Consider the following 15,049-nt stretch of genomic DNA (forward strand, 5'->3'; position numbering starts at 1 on the left):
ATTATTTTTTAAAAATTATTAACATTTCTTCTTCTAGCAATGCCTGTTTTAGGAATGGGTGAATTGGTGAAGAAAGTAAATCTAGAAAATTAACAGTTTTCAGTGCAGCATTTTTTAGACTACTTAAGCCTTGGCTAGGAGCCTTTTCATTAATTCCACCTAAGTTTACTTTTGCTCTTTCTTTGCCTCCAAAAATTAAACCTACAGTATTTAAAAGTGCTTGATGGAAAATTGATATTCCTCTGCCACGACGACTATTTTGATAAATACAAGTAAAACCCAATTTTTCACACGCCATTATCAAAGCTCTAAAATTAGGAAAACTTATATGATCAGGTGGAGATACCCAAGAAACATTTTTGCCAAATAATCGTGAACTTATAGAGTCTAGGTTTGGCCCTTCTAAAATGAATAATCCATCCTTCTTAATAGAAGCATAAATTTTTTCTAGTAAATCTTGAGGATTAGGTACATGTTCTAGTACATGTCTAAGGATTAAAACATCAAATTGTTTATCTTGCACTTCAAAAAAACCTGAAATTATTTTGATACCTAACTGTTTACTACCTACTTCTGCTGTTGTTTTACTTAACTCAAACCCTTTAGCAGAATAACCAAAACTTTGCAAGTTATATAACAAATATCCCCAGGAACACCCTATTTCACCCACGTTGTGGGCGTTCGGCTGATAAAACTTAATCAAACTTGCATATTCCTTAGCTTCGGAAATAATTTTGGGATTCTTTGCTGCATCAATTAATTCTTTTTCATCTTTAGCATATGATGCCATAAAATAATTTTGAGAATAATAATCTTCTAATTCATGCTCATTAATTATTTCCTTTAAGAATAAAAACCTACAATCTAAACATTTACTAACGTTGTATCCTCTAGCATTGTTCCAGTGAGGAACAATATTATCAGAACCACAAAGAATACATTTTTGATGGCTTTTCATACTTTCCTCTTGTTTAATTTACTATTGATTAATGATTTCAAAATAATTACTAGCCATCTGTAGAGCAGTCTTTTTTATAGAATAAGTAGAGTCTACATATTTTCTAGATGCCAATATTACTTCTTGCATCTTTTTAGGAAATTGGATAAGTTCTCCAATAGCCTTAGTCCACTCTGATGGAACTCTAGAACGCACCCACCCTACGCCACCTTCAGCTACCTCATCATGTAGACCTACTTTGTCTGAAATTAAAACAGGGCATCCACAGGCTAAAGATTCGACAACAACGTTACCGAAATTTTCATGACGGCTGGGTAAAACAAACAAATTAGCCGCAGAGTATATAGCTGGCAGTTCTTTGGGTTCGCATCTTTCTAGGAAAATAACTTTGTCTGACAGCTTTGCAGATTGAAACTGCTGCTGTAGTTGTGCTTTAGTACCATCCTCATCACCACCTATAAAAACCATTCGCCATTTGAGATGTTGTAGAGGTGCTAAAGCTTGAGGTAATAAGTCTAACCCTTTTTTGTGGTGGAGGCGGCCTACATTTAAAAGTATAAATTCATCTTTATCGAGGTTCTGAGATTTACGCCACGCTTTTGCTTCTTCTAAAGCAGATTGCCAAAATTCAGTATTTAAGCCATTGGGAATAATAAAAGATTTTCCCGGCAATTTTAGCCAACGACATTCTTTGAATTCTTGCTTGCTAGTGTAGTGGATACCACCTGCATTTGTCATATTGAAGCGTTCTTGCCATAAATAATACAGTATTTTTTTAGCTGTTTTTTGCTGCCAAGAGTAAGGTCCTAGTGCGCCTCTAGGCGAAACAACATAGGGAACACCTTGAGTTTTGGCTGCTTTGCAGGCTGCTCCACTACTACGCTGCCAAACACCTGTGATATGGATAATGTCAAATTCCTTAGCTCTTGCTGTTACTGCTTGTTCCATACCTGGGCAATGAATTCCCATCCCTGGTTCTTGCTGAAAATATGTGACTTTGACCCCATTACGGATGGCTGGCTGGTTAAGGGTTAATTCTGGTTGATTTTCTAGCCCAGCGTTAGAGGTAATTACCTCTACTTCATGACCAAGAGTGGCTAATCCTTCACAAAGTTGGCTAACACTAAGTACAGGGCCACCGAACTGCCAAGCAGGGGCATAGACGGGGATGTAGTGCAGAATCTTGAGTTGGTTTTGCATTTGTTCACTCGCTAGATACTTGCAATATTTGGTCGCAAATCTGGTGACACCTCCGCTCAAAATTTTCATAAGAAAAATAGTCTAATCCTCGCGGTATTACTCCTTTAGGACGCTTCAAGGCCTCTAAAATCCCAGCCTTTACTTCTTCTAGGTCATCAGGATTAACAAGAATACCTAGTAAACCATTCCGTACTGCCTCACGACTGCCATCAACCTTACTCGCAACTACAGGTATGCCACAAGCCATCGCTTCTAAAAAAACAAAGCCAAATCCTTCTCCTTTACTTGGCATTGCATAAACATCTGCTAGGCGATAATGATCGGCTTTTTCGGCTTCAGAAATAAATCCTGTGAAAATCACTTTTTCCTGAAGATTAAGCGATCGCACTTTCTGTTCTAATCTCTCTCTATCCGATCCTTCTCCTACTATTAAATAGACTAAATTAGGAATTATTTCGCTCAATTTAGGCAACACCTCTATTACTTCATCAAACCCCTTACATCGTTCATAAGAGTCTAAACGTCCCAATGTCATCAGAACTATCTTGTCCTTCAATTCATATTGGGAAATAAGTTGAGCATTTTTCTCATCATGCCCATACTGTTCAAGGACGATCGCATTTGGCAGTAAAAATTGTTGCACCTTGGGTATATTTGCCCAGGATTGAAAACGATCCAATGTAATTTGGCTGATAGAGACGACACAATCTACTCTTGAAAGACAATAATTCACTAGGCTGTTATGAGGCTTCCAGGCTTCGATCCCATATATTTCTAGAAGAATAGGTGCTTTTATCCACAGTTTAACTAGCCAGGCAAGCGGTAGCATATAAAGATGACCACAGACAATTAAATCAAATTTGGGGTTGGCTCTGATGATACGAAAAACGGTACGAATGTAAGCGAACTTACCTTTTAGTCCGGAGGTAATATATGTGAGCTTCTGAGGCAAAGCCTCAATGCGATCAACAAGTTTTTTTCTGGGAATTCCGACCACTTCATCACAATTATCGGCACTACAGAGAGAGTTAATGAAGTCTCGGTTGTACTGTGAGATACCCCCTCGTCCTCCAAAGGCATCTGTCACAAAGTAAAGGATTTTCATAATATTTCCTGAGTACTTTAATGGGAATAAGCCAAATTATGTAACAAAAAATAAAGTTACTTTGATATTCATAATTGCTACATTCTAGTTCGTTCCATATGTAACTACGTAGTATACAATCACACTGCTATAGTTGTAAAATAATACTGTGCAAAAAATTTAGTATCTAGTCTCTAATCGCTTTTTCTGGTGTAACCAATTTCTGATCGACGACTTACTTAGTTTGACCTTTAAAAGATACTTTGACGCTAAATTTTATGATAGATATCAACAAACTTATCAAGATAAAGTCTCGTAAGAATGAATAACTAACCGTGCTTATTACACCAAGAATTGATGGAGTATAAAGACGCAAAGATACAAAAGAAAATGAACATAGCAAAGCTGGTTTAAGAAGGGGTTGTTTGATTAAACTAAGAAAACTTCCTACACAAGTTAACCAAAAAGATAGAATTAACGAGGCAAAGAAAACCATCAAATAACCACCTCGCTCAAAGGAGTCAGCCATAAATGTTATCGGCGCAGATGTGAATTCAGTAATATTCACACCGTAGTTATCACGTAACCTTTCTGAACCATCATCTAGCGGTAACTTTTCTCCTGTAATAAATTTTGGGATGAAAATGCTAGTAATTCGTTCAAAGTTCTGCAAGCCAATATATTTTTGTCTATCAGTAACAGCGTCAATCACTAATTGTCCTGTTGGTTCTGTAATTCTAGTTAAAAGTCCAAATACAGGATCATCATATTCATTACCCTGAAATTCTATCTTACCTAGCATTACTTGCGAAATAGTTGCCAGCCGATCACTAAAATCCCCGTTATAAAATCTTTGCTCTGCACGAGCATATCCCAAGATAATAATAAAAGCTAAAAGAAATGGAACCAAAAATAAGAAAATGTTTCTGAGAATGGCAAATTTTATTTTTCCTCCATAAATACTGCCTATAAAAAAGAAAAGAATTGAACGAATAACTGGCTCTCTTCCCCCAGCCATACTAGACAATATCACCGTAAAAGATATAGAAAATAGTGGGAAAAAATTTTTATGTGAAATAAGCGGTACTTGTAGACGAGTTCCTAGAAGAAAGAAAAAGAGATACTGCAAACTGCTGATAGCTCCAAGAAAGTAAAGTGGTGAATCAGATGAAACATTTCCTGCATACCTAGCATCATAATAACCAAATATGAAATTAGAAAGTGAACTTAATACAAAAACAATACCTGTAATCACAACTCCATTGCTGGTTAACTGAGTTGATAATGGTGAAAATAGAATTTGCATCTTTGGCAAACCTCTAACCTTTAGAGCCATCAAACTTCCTATCAAACTCGCCCACATGACTAAGTTAATCAAAATCATGGTAGTGATTGTATGTTTACCAATTTGATATCCTGTTGATGGCAGTATGTAAAAACATCCTAAAAAACCAATTACCCAGCAAGAAAATTGACCTGTCATATGAGCAATAGACAGTAATCTTAATTCAACACTTTTATCTAAAAATGATATGTAAATTATTAAAAATAAAGGAATAAATGCCAGTAAACCTAGAGATAGTTCAAGCAATCCTAGCAAAGCGCAAACTATCACAACGATTAAATTTATAATAAGGAAAATAGATGATTTTATAAACATTGATCATTTAGATAAGGAAGTAAGTATCAATCTTATTGATATAGAAATACCCTAAAGTCTACACTTGCGAATTGTGTAGATTTTCATAGGTAGTGATCGCTCGTTGAGTGTAACTGCTCCAATCCAGTCCCGTACTAACATTGCGAATAGATAGGACCGCCTCTCGTTTAGCTTGGAGGAGTTGGGAATTATTAGCTAGGTTTTTTAAACAGATGGCGATCGCCTCACTATCCCTTACAGGTACTAAATATCCGGCAGGATACTCTTCTATACCCATGTCTAACTTGACTGGTTCCACACCAGACATCCTTAATAAATCTTCGCCACCAGTATTAGTTGTGCAGATTAACGGTAACCCACACGCAAGAGCCTGTACCTGTACACAAGCCAGCCCTTCTTCAATACTTGGCATAACAAAAACACTACTATTGCGGTAGTAGTCTACTAATTCCAACTGCGGTACATGACCAATCAATTTAATTCGTTCATCTGCTACTGTTAGTAAATGAGGGGTTTCTGCCGTAGCTCCACCAACCAAACATAATTCACTATTGGCTATATTTGCCTGCATAAAAGCTTTAACTAAATAATGAATACCCTTACGTACGCTTAAAGAACCAGCATAAATAATGCGAAATAGATTATCCTCTTTTAATCCCGATGAAAAACTTTTGATATTTGTACCGAAATGGTTAAGTACTAAGCGTTTTTCAGGGAAACCCTGAGCTAGGAAACTACGTTTTACAAACAAGCTTGGTACTGCAAGTTTATCTGCCATTTTATACTCTCGTAATTCCTGGGCTACAATCTCTGGGTGTGTTTCTGTCCAATGCAAACCTAATTGCTGATATTCTTCCCTCAATAGTTGACATTGCACCTTCATGTGAGAAGAACTACGTTCTAACAAAAAGGGTATATTATTCCGTTTCGCCCAGTGCAAAGCAGGTTCAGAAAAACTTGACCAGCCATGTACTAAAGTACTGCCTTCTAGGTATCTACTTGCTGCTTTAGCAAATAGATTGTGCAATAAAGCTTGGGATTTCATCACCAAGTTTTCTTTGCCTATGTAGTACATAGCTTTTCCTAATAGAAGAGTTAAAGGCAAACTTACTACTTTATCATCAGGTATTCCCCATTTGCGGGTTTTGTATTTAGGATAGTTGGTGATTAAACGATGTAAAACGCCTGCGGAATGTAGTTCTCTTGCTAAGTCAAAAGCGTGCCATCTTCCGCCAACAACAATAGATATTTTCATATTTTATTTCTGGTAGTGTTGTATATATGTGGATAATTTCATTAAGATCACTTAGCAACTGAAGAATTAGAGCAGTCATCCACAGGCGTAGCCCACTACGATCTATTTATTAGCTTCTTTGATGCAACAGAGCAAAACATGACTTGATGTCAGCAAAGGATGAAGCCATGACTTTTTATCAGTAATTAATGTAGGAATAAAGATAAATATATCTGACCAATTTGCCAGAATATCATACTGATCAAAAACACTATAAGAATAAGCAATACCATCTCCCTCTGACGACATATAACCTCTTCCCTTAGTCTTTATATAATTAGCAAATCCCCATAATCCAAATTTGTAGAGCAATAATCTAATCCATCTAGTCCATAATTGTCCTTGACCAAATCTATTTCCATCTGATATGAAAATGGCGCGTCGTGCAACTCTTACCATTTCCCTAACAACTTTTTCAGGTTGAGCCACATGATGCAAAACGCCAAATGAGCAAACAACGTCAAAACTTCCATCATCAAAAGGTAGACATTCACCTTCTGCACAAATCAGTAATTCAGAACTGATACCTTTTTTTATACCTTGGTTGATTAATGCTTGGACAGGCTCTACTCCAATAACTTTTAAGTCAGGATATTTATCAAGGAAGTACTGGACACCACGCCCTGTTCCACACCCTACATCAAGAACAGTAGTTACTTTCAAATGATCCATAAAGGTCGAGATATACTTGAGGGCAGTATCATGTGCGCTATCTTCACCACCATGCATTTCATCGTACTTCTCTGCTGTATCCGTATAATATTTGCGTTGTAATTTTACATCTTTTCTCATCATTCAGACCTCCAATGTTTTATTAGAATATTTTTTTCATGCTACCATACACTATAATTAATACGGTTTTCTACCAAGTACAATAAGTGTTTGTGCATACTGTTCTTTAATATTTTCAGACACAGGAATATAAGGAATAGTAATATTGCCAAGAATGAAGCACACCGGATAAACGATTTTAGAAATTACTAACCAAGGGTGTGCCGCAAGGAATCCAAAGTAATTATGAGGCACTGTATGAATACACTGGAGTGATAAATTTTCAAACTCTTGCTTATGTAAACTACAGCTATAGTCCATTTCTGGCACATTATAACCACCTAAATCTCGTTCTCTAACTAATTTCCTCATAATATGCTGACCACACGGAACTACAGAAACAATCCAGCCGCCTGGTTTAGTTAAAGAATAAAGTTTATTCCAAATTTGCTGACGTTGTGATAATTCCAGAAAATGCTCTACTACACCGAAATGAAAGCACATATTATAAGAATCAGTACTCTCATAATTAAAAATATTAGCAACTTCGATAGTTGCTTTAATATCCTGAAACTTCCTAACCTCTTCTAAATAATTCTGCGCTCTTGATGCTACAGTAGCAGAAACATCTATACCGTGAACTTCAAACCCATTTACAGCCAAACTTGCTAAATGAATTCCTCCTCCATACCCCAATTCAAACAACCGATCAGATGGAGTAACTTTTGTGATTCTTAGTATTGTTTGCCAAACTCGCCCAAGCCTTTTAATTTTTTTTAAATTTTCTGCTGAGTAGCAGTGATGTTCATATCCTTGAAGTTCTAACTCTTGTTTCCAAACTTCACTCGCATCATAATTCGTATTCATCATTGACTCCTCAGCTATATAAATTTCATTTCTATTTTTTTATGAAAGTAAATACATACTGCTACTTTTAAGGAAAATGAGACTGTTATACCTATTAAAATTCCCAACTCTGACAACCACATTCCTAAAAGCAAGACAATTATCAAACGTAAACATGGTTCTACTGTTTGAATTATTAAATAGGCATTCAAAGCACCTGATAGTTGCAAAGCAGAATGAAACTGTATAGCGGCAGCTTGTCCCACAACAATAACAGCAATCCAAGGAATCATCCACTCACCACCCTCGAAACTTCTTCCCAAAAGTAACTTCATTATAGAAGAACCTAATAAGATACCTCCTATAACCAGAACTAACATAAGGCATAATAAAACCTTGACTGTTTTTATTAAATAACGACGTACTATATCAGGATTTGTCCAATCTAATTTTGCTGTACTAGCACTGGTTAAGGCATTTGATATCAAGCCGACTGGCAGCATGAGTGCAGTGATTCCAGTGTAATGACCAAGACTCACCAAGGAACTAAAGATAGAAAAAGCCCATATATCAATTCTTGTCGAGAATGATTCTAGTGAATAAGGGAAAAAAGCATGAAAAAGAGGGATTAGGGGAGGTCTTTGTTGACTAATTTCTCCTGTAATCATCTGTCCTTTTTTAAACCATCCCATTCCTAAAGAAATAGTATGGATGGCAATATAAATAAATACTACTGATTTAACAGACAGTAAGCTTGTTAACAGTAAAGCATATATTAAAACTAGATAACTACCTTGTAGCCCTATTCGCATGAAATATTGTCCATCAATACTACCAGCTGCAACGTAAATTGCAGATAGACAGCCACCAATGAAATATATAGGAAAATTTGCATTATATACAATACTGAGCCAACGAAAATTTTGTGGAATTTTATCAAAAACTAGGCTTGCAAATACTCCAAGTGGAATAAATATTACAGAAAGGCAGAAAGCATAATATATAGTTCTACGCCATGCTTCTCTAACTGATATTTGTTTTGAGGTAATCAAACCTTTTAATAGCCTGTCCCACTGACAAGTACCTAAAACAAAAATACTTGATGGGACAAGTATTACTAATGCAAGTAAACCTCTGTCTTCAGCACCTAACGTGCGATTGAGCAATAGAGAGGCAGGAAAAGAGAGAGCAGACATCAAAAGTTCCCAGCCAAGACTACGCGATGCACCAGGAGTAACTTTGTCTAGTATCTTAAAAAGATGTTTAGGCATATCAACTAGCCTTCACAGCATAAGCACGCATAACTCTTGTATATATTCCTGTTGAAGGGCCTCCAGTTTCTACAAAATGAATTAGCTTGATTATTTGCCTGATTACGCCCCAGATTCCAAATCTGGCTACACCTTTTAAAGAGGTTGGTTGCGGCCCATGTTCTTGAAATTGGACATTTCCAAAACCACAGGCTAAAAGTATATGTTTTAAACTGATAGCTGTGTAAGTTACTTCATGGGTTAAATCACCATATACCACACCGCCAGAGAGTGGTGAATCACCATTTGGTAGTTGTAAAATGAGATGACCACCAGGGACTAGAGCAGAGTATATAGCATCCAAAAATTTAACTGCTTCGTCTTTATTAAAGTGTTCCAATATATCAAAGCCTGTAATTAGAGAAAATTTATTTGGGTTTTGTAATAGATATTCAATCGCATCAGCACAAATAACTTGAGGGAATTGCTGACGAGCAATATTAACTTGTTCTTGACTTATATCTACCCCATATAAGTCAGTAAAACCCTCGGCTTGGAGTAAGTTCATAATATTACCAGATCCACAAGCAATATCTAAAACTTTACCGTTTTGAGCAATTCCCTTGAACCAATTACTCATAGCATATTGCAGGTTTATTATATTCCGGTTATCCTGCTTATAAGGATTAGCATTTAAATCGCGCTGAAATTTTTTATTTCCTGAAACATAATTATCATAGAGGCGTTGTCGATAGTTCATTTATCTACCACTTTTAATGTATTTACATTTGCTTGGATGGCAAGAAGACAAAAAATTAGCCGTAGCTAGATTCCTTGCAAAGTGACGTTCCATAAAATGAAAAAATAGTATTAAGGCATAATATTATGTAATTGATTTACTTATTGAAAAAATTTTTAAACTAAACCTCGATTAATCTAATATTTACTTATTACTAGATGGTTTGCCCAAGCGGACAAGATTAGCAGTAATTAAAAAATCATCTTCATATTTATTAATATATTTATTAGATAATTGTTTAAATAATTCAGGAAATTTAGCCTTAAATTCTAAAGATTTATGGTCGACTTGAAGAATTAAATCTTTTATTTGGAAACCTACTTCTTGAAAAATATCACAGTATTCTTGAGTACTTAAACGTGAAAATAAATCAAGCTCAACATAACGTCCTCCACTTTGAAAATCTTCATTATTTTGCAGAAATGAAAGAAAGTATTTCATATATTGTTCAGAATCTAGTAACAAATGGTTAAACGCATTTTGTAACCCACCGCGTCCTGAAAAATGATCGCCACCAGCACAAAACCATAGAGGCCCATAGCTAGCATATAGGCTCCCTCCTGCTTTTAAAACGCGAAATGATTCTTTAACAACTGATTTGAAATCTTGACAGTGTTCAAAAACTGCATCTGACGCACATAAATCAATTGACTCATCTTTGATAAATGAATGATTTTCCAAAGGAGATTGATAAAATTCTACTTCAACATTTAATGATTGTTTACAATAATATGTAATTTCACTCCAAGAATCTTTGAATTCAAATAAATCAGTTGCAATAATTTTTTTAGGCTTTAATCTTGCCCAAGAAATCACATCCCAGCCAGTTCCAGTCCCTTGAACAAGGATAGTAGCTTCTTTAATTTTGCATAACGCTGCTCCCCAAAGACGACGAGTTTCCAAAGGCATTCCACGTCCGGGAAGGACGAGGGATGGTTGAAGAATTTTGAGAGCCTGTGAAGATAAAAATTGACTAGCATATATAGAGAGTAAGGGGCGACTAAAAAAGTAAAATAAACGCTTCAATATGCTTGTTTTATGTAATTTATCTTGTTCTAACCAAGAGATATTATAGTAATTTTCCATGATGTCTACTCACAGCACAAATCTAATATAGTTTTTAATCGGCTTGTATATGTATTTGTATCTTTGGTAATAATTTGCATACCAAACTTTCGCATTAGTTCTCTTTCAATAGGATTTTGCAATAACCATTTGCACTTATTAGCTAAATCCTCCGGTGAGCTAAAGAAACCATAATCAGGATATCCTGCTAAGATTTCTCTGTGTTCTTGAGTATCTTCATAAATTCCACATCCACCACAGGCTGCTATTTCAAATGTCCTCATAGTTGATTCATCTTTATTACGTTTTCTAACAATACCAAGTGACAAATTAGAACAATAAATAGCCAACCGGAATTCATGATCAAAAACTGCTGGTAGTTTTTGCCATTTTTTTAGATTCAGTTTATCCCAAGCTGGACCATAAATTTTTAAATTAAATCCATTCAATGAAGCTATAGCATCCAAAAAAGGAATACGTTCACTATCACCTACACCTATAAAAGAAATATCTGCTCTAAATGAATCTTGCTCAAATTGAGAAAGATTTACCGGCTGGTGACAAAGAAAAGGATCATAGCCAAATGGCAAAAAATGAACTTTTTTAACTTCATGTTTAATTAGCTCTGACAAGATTTTTGTTTTTGTAGATATAACTAAATTATAATTTTTAAGATTTGATAAAAAAAATATACTTTTATGGTTGGGATTCCACGGGTAATCAGTTAAATAATTAACAATTTTTGCACCTATTTGAGAACATATATCGAACACTTCATTTCTCAAAGGAAAAAGTCCTGTTACTAAAACAACTTGTGGACGTAGCTCCTTTATTAAATTAAATAGTTTTTTATTAAATAACCACCATTCAAAAGGACGTTTGCCTGATATTTTGAAAAATCCTTTACCCCATAAATATTTCATAGATGGGGCGTAGGAATTCCAATTTGTATCACCCGTATAAAATAAAAGGCCTAACTCTTGAGATGCTCTGGCCAATATAGAACCTAATTGATAATTTTCCGAAACATTACCAATGATAAGTATTTTACGGTTCATAATTATATAATTTAACTCCTAAATTATCCACGTTTGCTTCATGTTTAGCCCATAAATTTACATAGTCTAAATCTTGAACTACATCAAAAAAAATACTGATTTCCCAAATTAATACTAGTTAGAGCAGCCTTAACCCAGTGATTTTACTTAAGCTAGACTTAATCTTATCTTTCCTATCAGAATTATTCTTTCCAGTATTTCTATGAGAGTAGTAGTAATTATAGTCATTATTATCAGTAGCCACACCATTCACCACCATTCCCAGCATAGGTACACGCGAATGCTCTAACAATGCCTTTGTAGCCTTAGCCGCAGCAGAATTAACCACACTAGGACGTGCAATTAACAACATTCCATCTGCCATTTTGCCTACTATCGAGGCATCTGCCAAAATACTTAAAGGTGGAGTATCGATAATTACGCAATCATAATCTTGGGCAGCTTGTTTCAATAACGCATTCATCCGTTGTGAATCCAGTAGTGCAGCAGGGTTGGGTGGCATGGTGCCAGCAGTGAGCAATTCTACATTTATCACCGCTTCCTTGGCAGCTTCTGCTAACGTAGCCTGTCCCACTAAAACATTACTTAACCCCATCAAATTAGGTTGTTTCCATATTTCGTGTTGACGGGGGCGGCGCATATCTGCATCAATCAACAGCACTCGCCGTCCCATCTGGGCAGTAGCCACTGCTAAGTTAGCTGCCACAAAAGACTTACCCTCATTCATCACAGAACTGCTAATCACAATTACCTTTAGTTCCTTATCAGAAAAGGTAAAACCCAGGTTAATCTGGAGCATTTCAAAGGCTGCATTGACTGAAGAATAAGGGTTATCGAGTACTGGCAATTCAGTTATACTCTCACCACGAGCCAGCCTAACTTTTTGATCAAAAACCGGAATTGTACCCAACAAAGGATACTCAAACAACTGTTGGGCTTCTTCTGCCGTCTTCACAGACTTGTCCCCAGCTTCTAGCAACAAAGCTGCGCCAATAGCTAAGAAGAATCCTAAAAATCCCCCTAGTGCCAAATTCAACAGGATACGAGGAGAAACTGGTTTTTTCGGGAGTAAAGCTTCAGAAACAATCCTGGCATTACCCACATTCTGATTTTCCACCACCTGAACTTCTTGCAATCGTTTCAGCATTTGTTCATAGGTTGTTTGCGCCACCTGTAGCCGTCGTTGTACCTGTAGCTGTTGTTGTTCCAGTTTAGGTAAGATTCTAAGACGTGCTTGATAAAGCATAAATGCCTTCATCAACACACCAACTTGATTCTCCAATCCCAACCTTTCTACTTCCACTTGCACCAAATTAGCGGTTAGAGCCTGCTTAAGTTCTCCTATTTGCAAATCTTGCTCTGGGACAGGTTGTGAAGTACCTAGAGTTTGGGTTACTCTACCTTCTAGCTGCTCTTTAAGAGCTTGTTCTTTATTTAATAAACTAGTAATAATTGGGTGGTCATCAGTAAATCGCGACCTCTCAACAGCCAACTCATCTTGAACCTTCTGGTATTCTGATAGCACTTGTTGCACTGCTTTTGATTGGCTTAAAGTGCTAAGTGCCATAGCTTGCCGTGTGTTCAACGCCAATTGGTTTTGCAAAGCACTAGAACGAGTTCTAGCATCAACCAACTGCGCCCGCAGTTGAGTTGTCTGGCTGGATAATTCATTCAGCCTTTTTACTCCTTCTATAGCCTCTTCTTCTAAAGAAACAATTTGGTATTTTTCTTTAAATCGGCGCTGTGCTGCTTCTGCTTCTATAACTTTTACTTCGACCAACGGTAATTGCTTATTTAAAAATTCCCGTGCAGCTGTAGCTTCCGAACGGTTAGCCCGAATGTTGCTTTGTAGATAAACACTCATCAATCTATTGATGATAATTGTTGCTTGTTCAGGATCAACACTACGGTAAGAAAGCTGCAAAATATCCGTTCCTCGGATACTTTTGATTTTCAAGTTACGTAGAAAATTGTCTATTTCTAAAGGTTCTCCCAGCTTATCTTTGAGCTGTAATTCAGCAATGGTTTTTCGAGCAATAGGGTTTGAGCGAATGATTTCGGCTTCAGTTTCCAAAGGATTAGAGAGATTTGTTACCCCACTGAGCTGTCCTAGCTGCTCACTTACACCTGTAAGAGAAGAGACACCATTTTGCTTGTTAAAAAGGAGTTTCCCCTCGGCTTCATAGATTGGTTTTTGGCTAAAAGTAACCAAACTTGTGAGTCCAAAGATCGACCCTATAATGATTGCTATCAGTAGCCAACGTCTTTTTACAATCAGCAAATACTGTTGAAAATTAATCGCGTCTTGATCGTCTTGGTGGGAAGGCATAATTCACGTAATATTTTAGATATTGAAACTTTTAGACATTTACTTCGCTCATTTGTACTCATATAGAGCGGTGAAGTAAAAGAGGATAGATCAACTTGCTCAATATTGTCTGAAATTGCTCCTTGTTAATTGCAACTAGTAGTCTGTGAAGTTTAAATTAATGGTTAAGTAAGCTCGTAGTAAAGACTTTAATCCTTATCTTCAAAGCACTAAATTCCTTACTACAAACCATCAAAACTGGTTTGAAAAAGTACTAGGGGTTTGGATAATCTATAAAGATTTAGTAAATAGGTTATCAAGCTTCTTCCTAAATAACATACGTATTATTACGGTTTTTTCTACATGATGCTATAAGGAGATATTTGCAAATTTCACTAGCTCAACTTGTTTATAATCTACTGTTCGCCGATGATCTAGCGGTTATCGTTTACTTGAACTACATCAGTAAAAACACAGTACTGCCCATCAGTCTAAACCTATTTAAAACCTTGTTTTTAGCATCTGGCTGGAAATGCTCTTCATTGCGGCAGAGCCGCAAGTCTTAAGGCATCTATAACGCTTCTCGTTTGGATGCAATATATTTTGACCTCTCTCCTAAAAGGCTACGGTGTACACACATCTTTTTGCTGGGTGCAAAATGTGTATTGATCCCCCTAAATCCCCTTTAAAAAGGGGGACTTTGAGAGCTCTTTGCCCCCCTTTTTAAGGGGGGTTGGGGGGATCAAAAGGCTGTGC

At 36.4% G+C, this 15,049-nt stretch carries 12 protein-coding genes; all 12 read right to left on the minus strand.

What is annotated here, in order from left to right; genetic code table 11:
* Window position 1 precedes the first annotated feature (1 nt).
* On the minus strand, window positions 2–958 hold the full coding sequence (locus tag H6G26_RS17925) for a class I SAM-dependent methyltransferase (RefSeq protein WP_190730532.1): 957 nt from the start codon (window positions 956–958) through the stop codon (window positions 2–4).
* A gap of 21 nt (window positions 959–979) precedes the next feature.
* The gene (locus H6G26_RS17930) at window positions 980–2,158 is read right to left on the minus strand and encodes a glycosyltransferase (protein WP_190730533.1); all 1,179 of its coding nucleotides are present in this window, start codon (window positions 2,156–2,158) and stop codon (window positions 980–982) included.
* A gap of 4 nt (window positions 2,159–2,162) precedes the next feature.
* The gene (locus tag H6G26_RS17935) at window positions 2,163–3,263 is read right to left on the minus strand and encodes a glycosyltransferase family 4 protein (protein WP_190730534.1); all 1,101 of its coding nucleotides are present in this window, start codon (window positions 3,261–3,263) and stop codon (window positions 2,163–2,165) included.
* 214 nt (window positions 3,264–3,477) lie between these two features.
* On the minus strand, window positions 3,478–4,902 hold the full coding sequence (locus H6G26_RS17940; RefSeq protein ID WP_190730535.1) for a hypothetical protein: 1,425 nt from the start codon (window positions 4,900–4,902) through the stop codon (window positions 3,478–3,480).
* 58 nt (window positions 4,903–4,960) lie between these two features.
* On the minus strand, window positions 4,961–6,157 hold the full coding sequence (locus H6G26_RS17945; RefSeq protein WP_190730536.1) for a glycosyltransferase family 4 protein: 1,197 nt from the start codon (window positions 6,155–6,157) through the stop codon (window positions 4,961–4,963).
* 102 nt (window positions 6,158–6,259) lie between these two features.
* Window positions 6,260–6,991 carry a class I SAM-dependent methyltransferase gene (locus tag H6G26_RS17950; protein WP_190730537.1) on the minus strand — a complete coding sequence of 244 codons (732 nt, stop codon included), beginning with the start codon at window positions 6,989–6,991 and terminating at the stop codon, window positions 6,260–6,262.
* A gap of 54 nt (window positions 6,992–7,045) precedes the next feature.
* Window positions 7,046–7,837 carry a class I SAM-dependent methyltransferase gene (locus H6G26_RS17955; protein WP_190730538.1) on the minus strand — a complete coding sequence of 264 codons (792 nt, stop codon included), beginning with the start codon at window positions 7,835–7,837 and terminating at the stop codon, window positions 7,046–7,048.
* Window positions 7,838–7,848: 11 nt separating this feature from the next.
* Window positions 7,849–9,084 carry a hypothetical protein gene (locus H6G26_RS17960; protein ID WP_190730539.1) on the minus strand — a complete coding sequence of 412 codons (1,236 nt, stop codon included), beginning with the start codon at window positions 9,082–9,084 and terminating at the stop codon, window positions 7,849–7,851.
* Window position 9,085: 1 nt separating this feature from the next.
* Window positions 9,086–9,823, minus strand: coding sequence for a class I SAM-dependent methyltransferase (locus tag H6G26_RS17965; protein WP_190730540.1), 738 nt, complete (start codon window positions 9,821–9,823; stop codon window positions 9,086–9,088).
* A 183-nt stretch (window positions 9,824–10,006) separates the two neighbouring features.
* Window positions 10,007–10,948, minus strand: coding sequence for a class I SAM-dependent methyltransferase (locus tag H6G26_RS17970; protein WP_190730541.1), 942 nt, complete (start codon window positions 10,946–10,948; stop codon window positions 10,007–10,009).
* 5 nt (window positions 10,949–10,953) lie between these two features.
* Entirely contained in the window at window positions 10,954–11,985 is a 1,032-nt protein-coding gene (locus H6G26_RS17975; protein WP_190730542.1) for a glycosyltransferase, read from the minus strand.
* Window positions 11,986–12,103: 118 nt separating this feature from the next.
* Window positions 12,104–14,314 carry a polysaccharide biosynthesis tyrosine autokinase gene (locus H6G26_RS17980; protein ID WP_190730543.1) on the minus strand — a complete coding sequence of 737 codons (2,211 nt, stop codon included), beginning with the start codon at window positions 14,312–14,314 and terminating at the stop codon, window positions 12,104–12,106.
* Window positions 14,315–15,049: the final 735 nt, after the last annotated feature.

Source organism: Nostoc sp. FACHB-888 (assembly GCF_014696655.1).
Lineage (GTDB): Bacteria > Cyanobacteriota > Cyanobacteriia > Cyanobacteriales > Nostocaceae > Nostoc.

Bases quoted from the DNA above. Each gene is read 5' to 3' on its own strand.
- H6G26_RS17925 (WP_190730532.1), bottom strand. From the start codon at position 958: ATGAAAAGCCATCAAAAATGTATTCTTTGTGGTTCTGATAATATTGTT.
- H6G26_RS17975 (WP_190730542.1), bottom strand. From the start codon at position 11,985: ATGAACCGTAAAATACTTATCATTGGTAATGTTTCGGAAAATTATCAA.
- H6G26_RS17945 (WP_190730536.1), bottom strand. From the start codon at position 6,157: ATGAAAATATCTATTGTTGTTGGCGGAAGATGGCACGCTTTTGACTTA.
- H6G26_RS17960 (WP_190730539.1), bottom strand. From the start codon at position 9,084: ATGCCTAAACATCTTTTTAAGATACTAGACAAAGTTACTCCTGGTGCA.
- H6G26_RS17930 (WP_190730533.1), bottom strand. From the start codon at position 2,158: ATGCAAAACCAACTCAAGATTCTGCACTACATCCCCGTCTATGCCCCT.
- H6G26_RS17950 (WP_190730537.1), bottom strand. From the start codon at position 6,991: ATGATGAGAAAAGATGTAAAATTACAACGCAAATATTATACGGATACA.
- H6G26_RS17935 (WP_190730534.1), bottom strand. From the start codon at position 3,263: ATGAAAATCCTTTACTTTGTGACAGATGCCTTTGGAGGACGAGGGGGT.
- H6G26_RS17965 (WP_190730540.1), bottom strand. From the start codon at position 9,823: ATGAACTATCGACAACGCCTCTATGATAATTATGTTTCAGGAAATAAA.
- H6G26_RS17955 (WP_190730538.1), bottom strand. From the start codon at position 7,837: ATGATGAATACGAATTATGATGCGAGTGAAGTTTGGAAACAAGAGTTA.
- H6G26_RS17980 (WP_190730543.1), bottom strand. From the start codon at position 14,314: ATGCCTTCCCACCAAGACGATCAAGACGCGATTAATTTTCAACAGTAT.
- H6G26_RS17970 (WP_190730541.1), bottom strand. From the start codon at position 10,948: ATGGAAAATTACTATAATATCTCTTGGTTAGAACAAGATAAATTACAT.
- H6G26_RS17940 (WP_190730535.1), bottom strand. From the start codon at position 4,902: ATGTTTATAAAATCATCTATTTTCCTTATTATAAATTTAATCGTTGTG.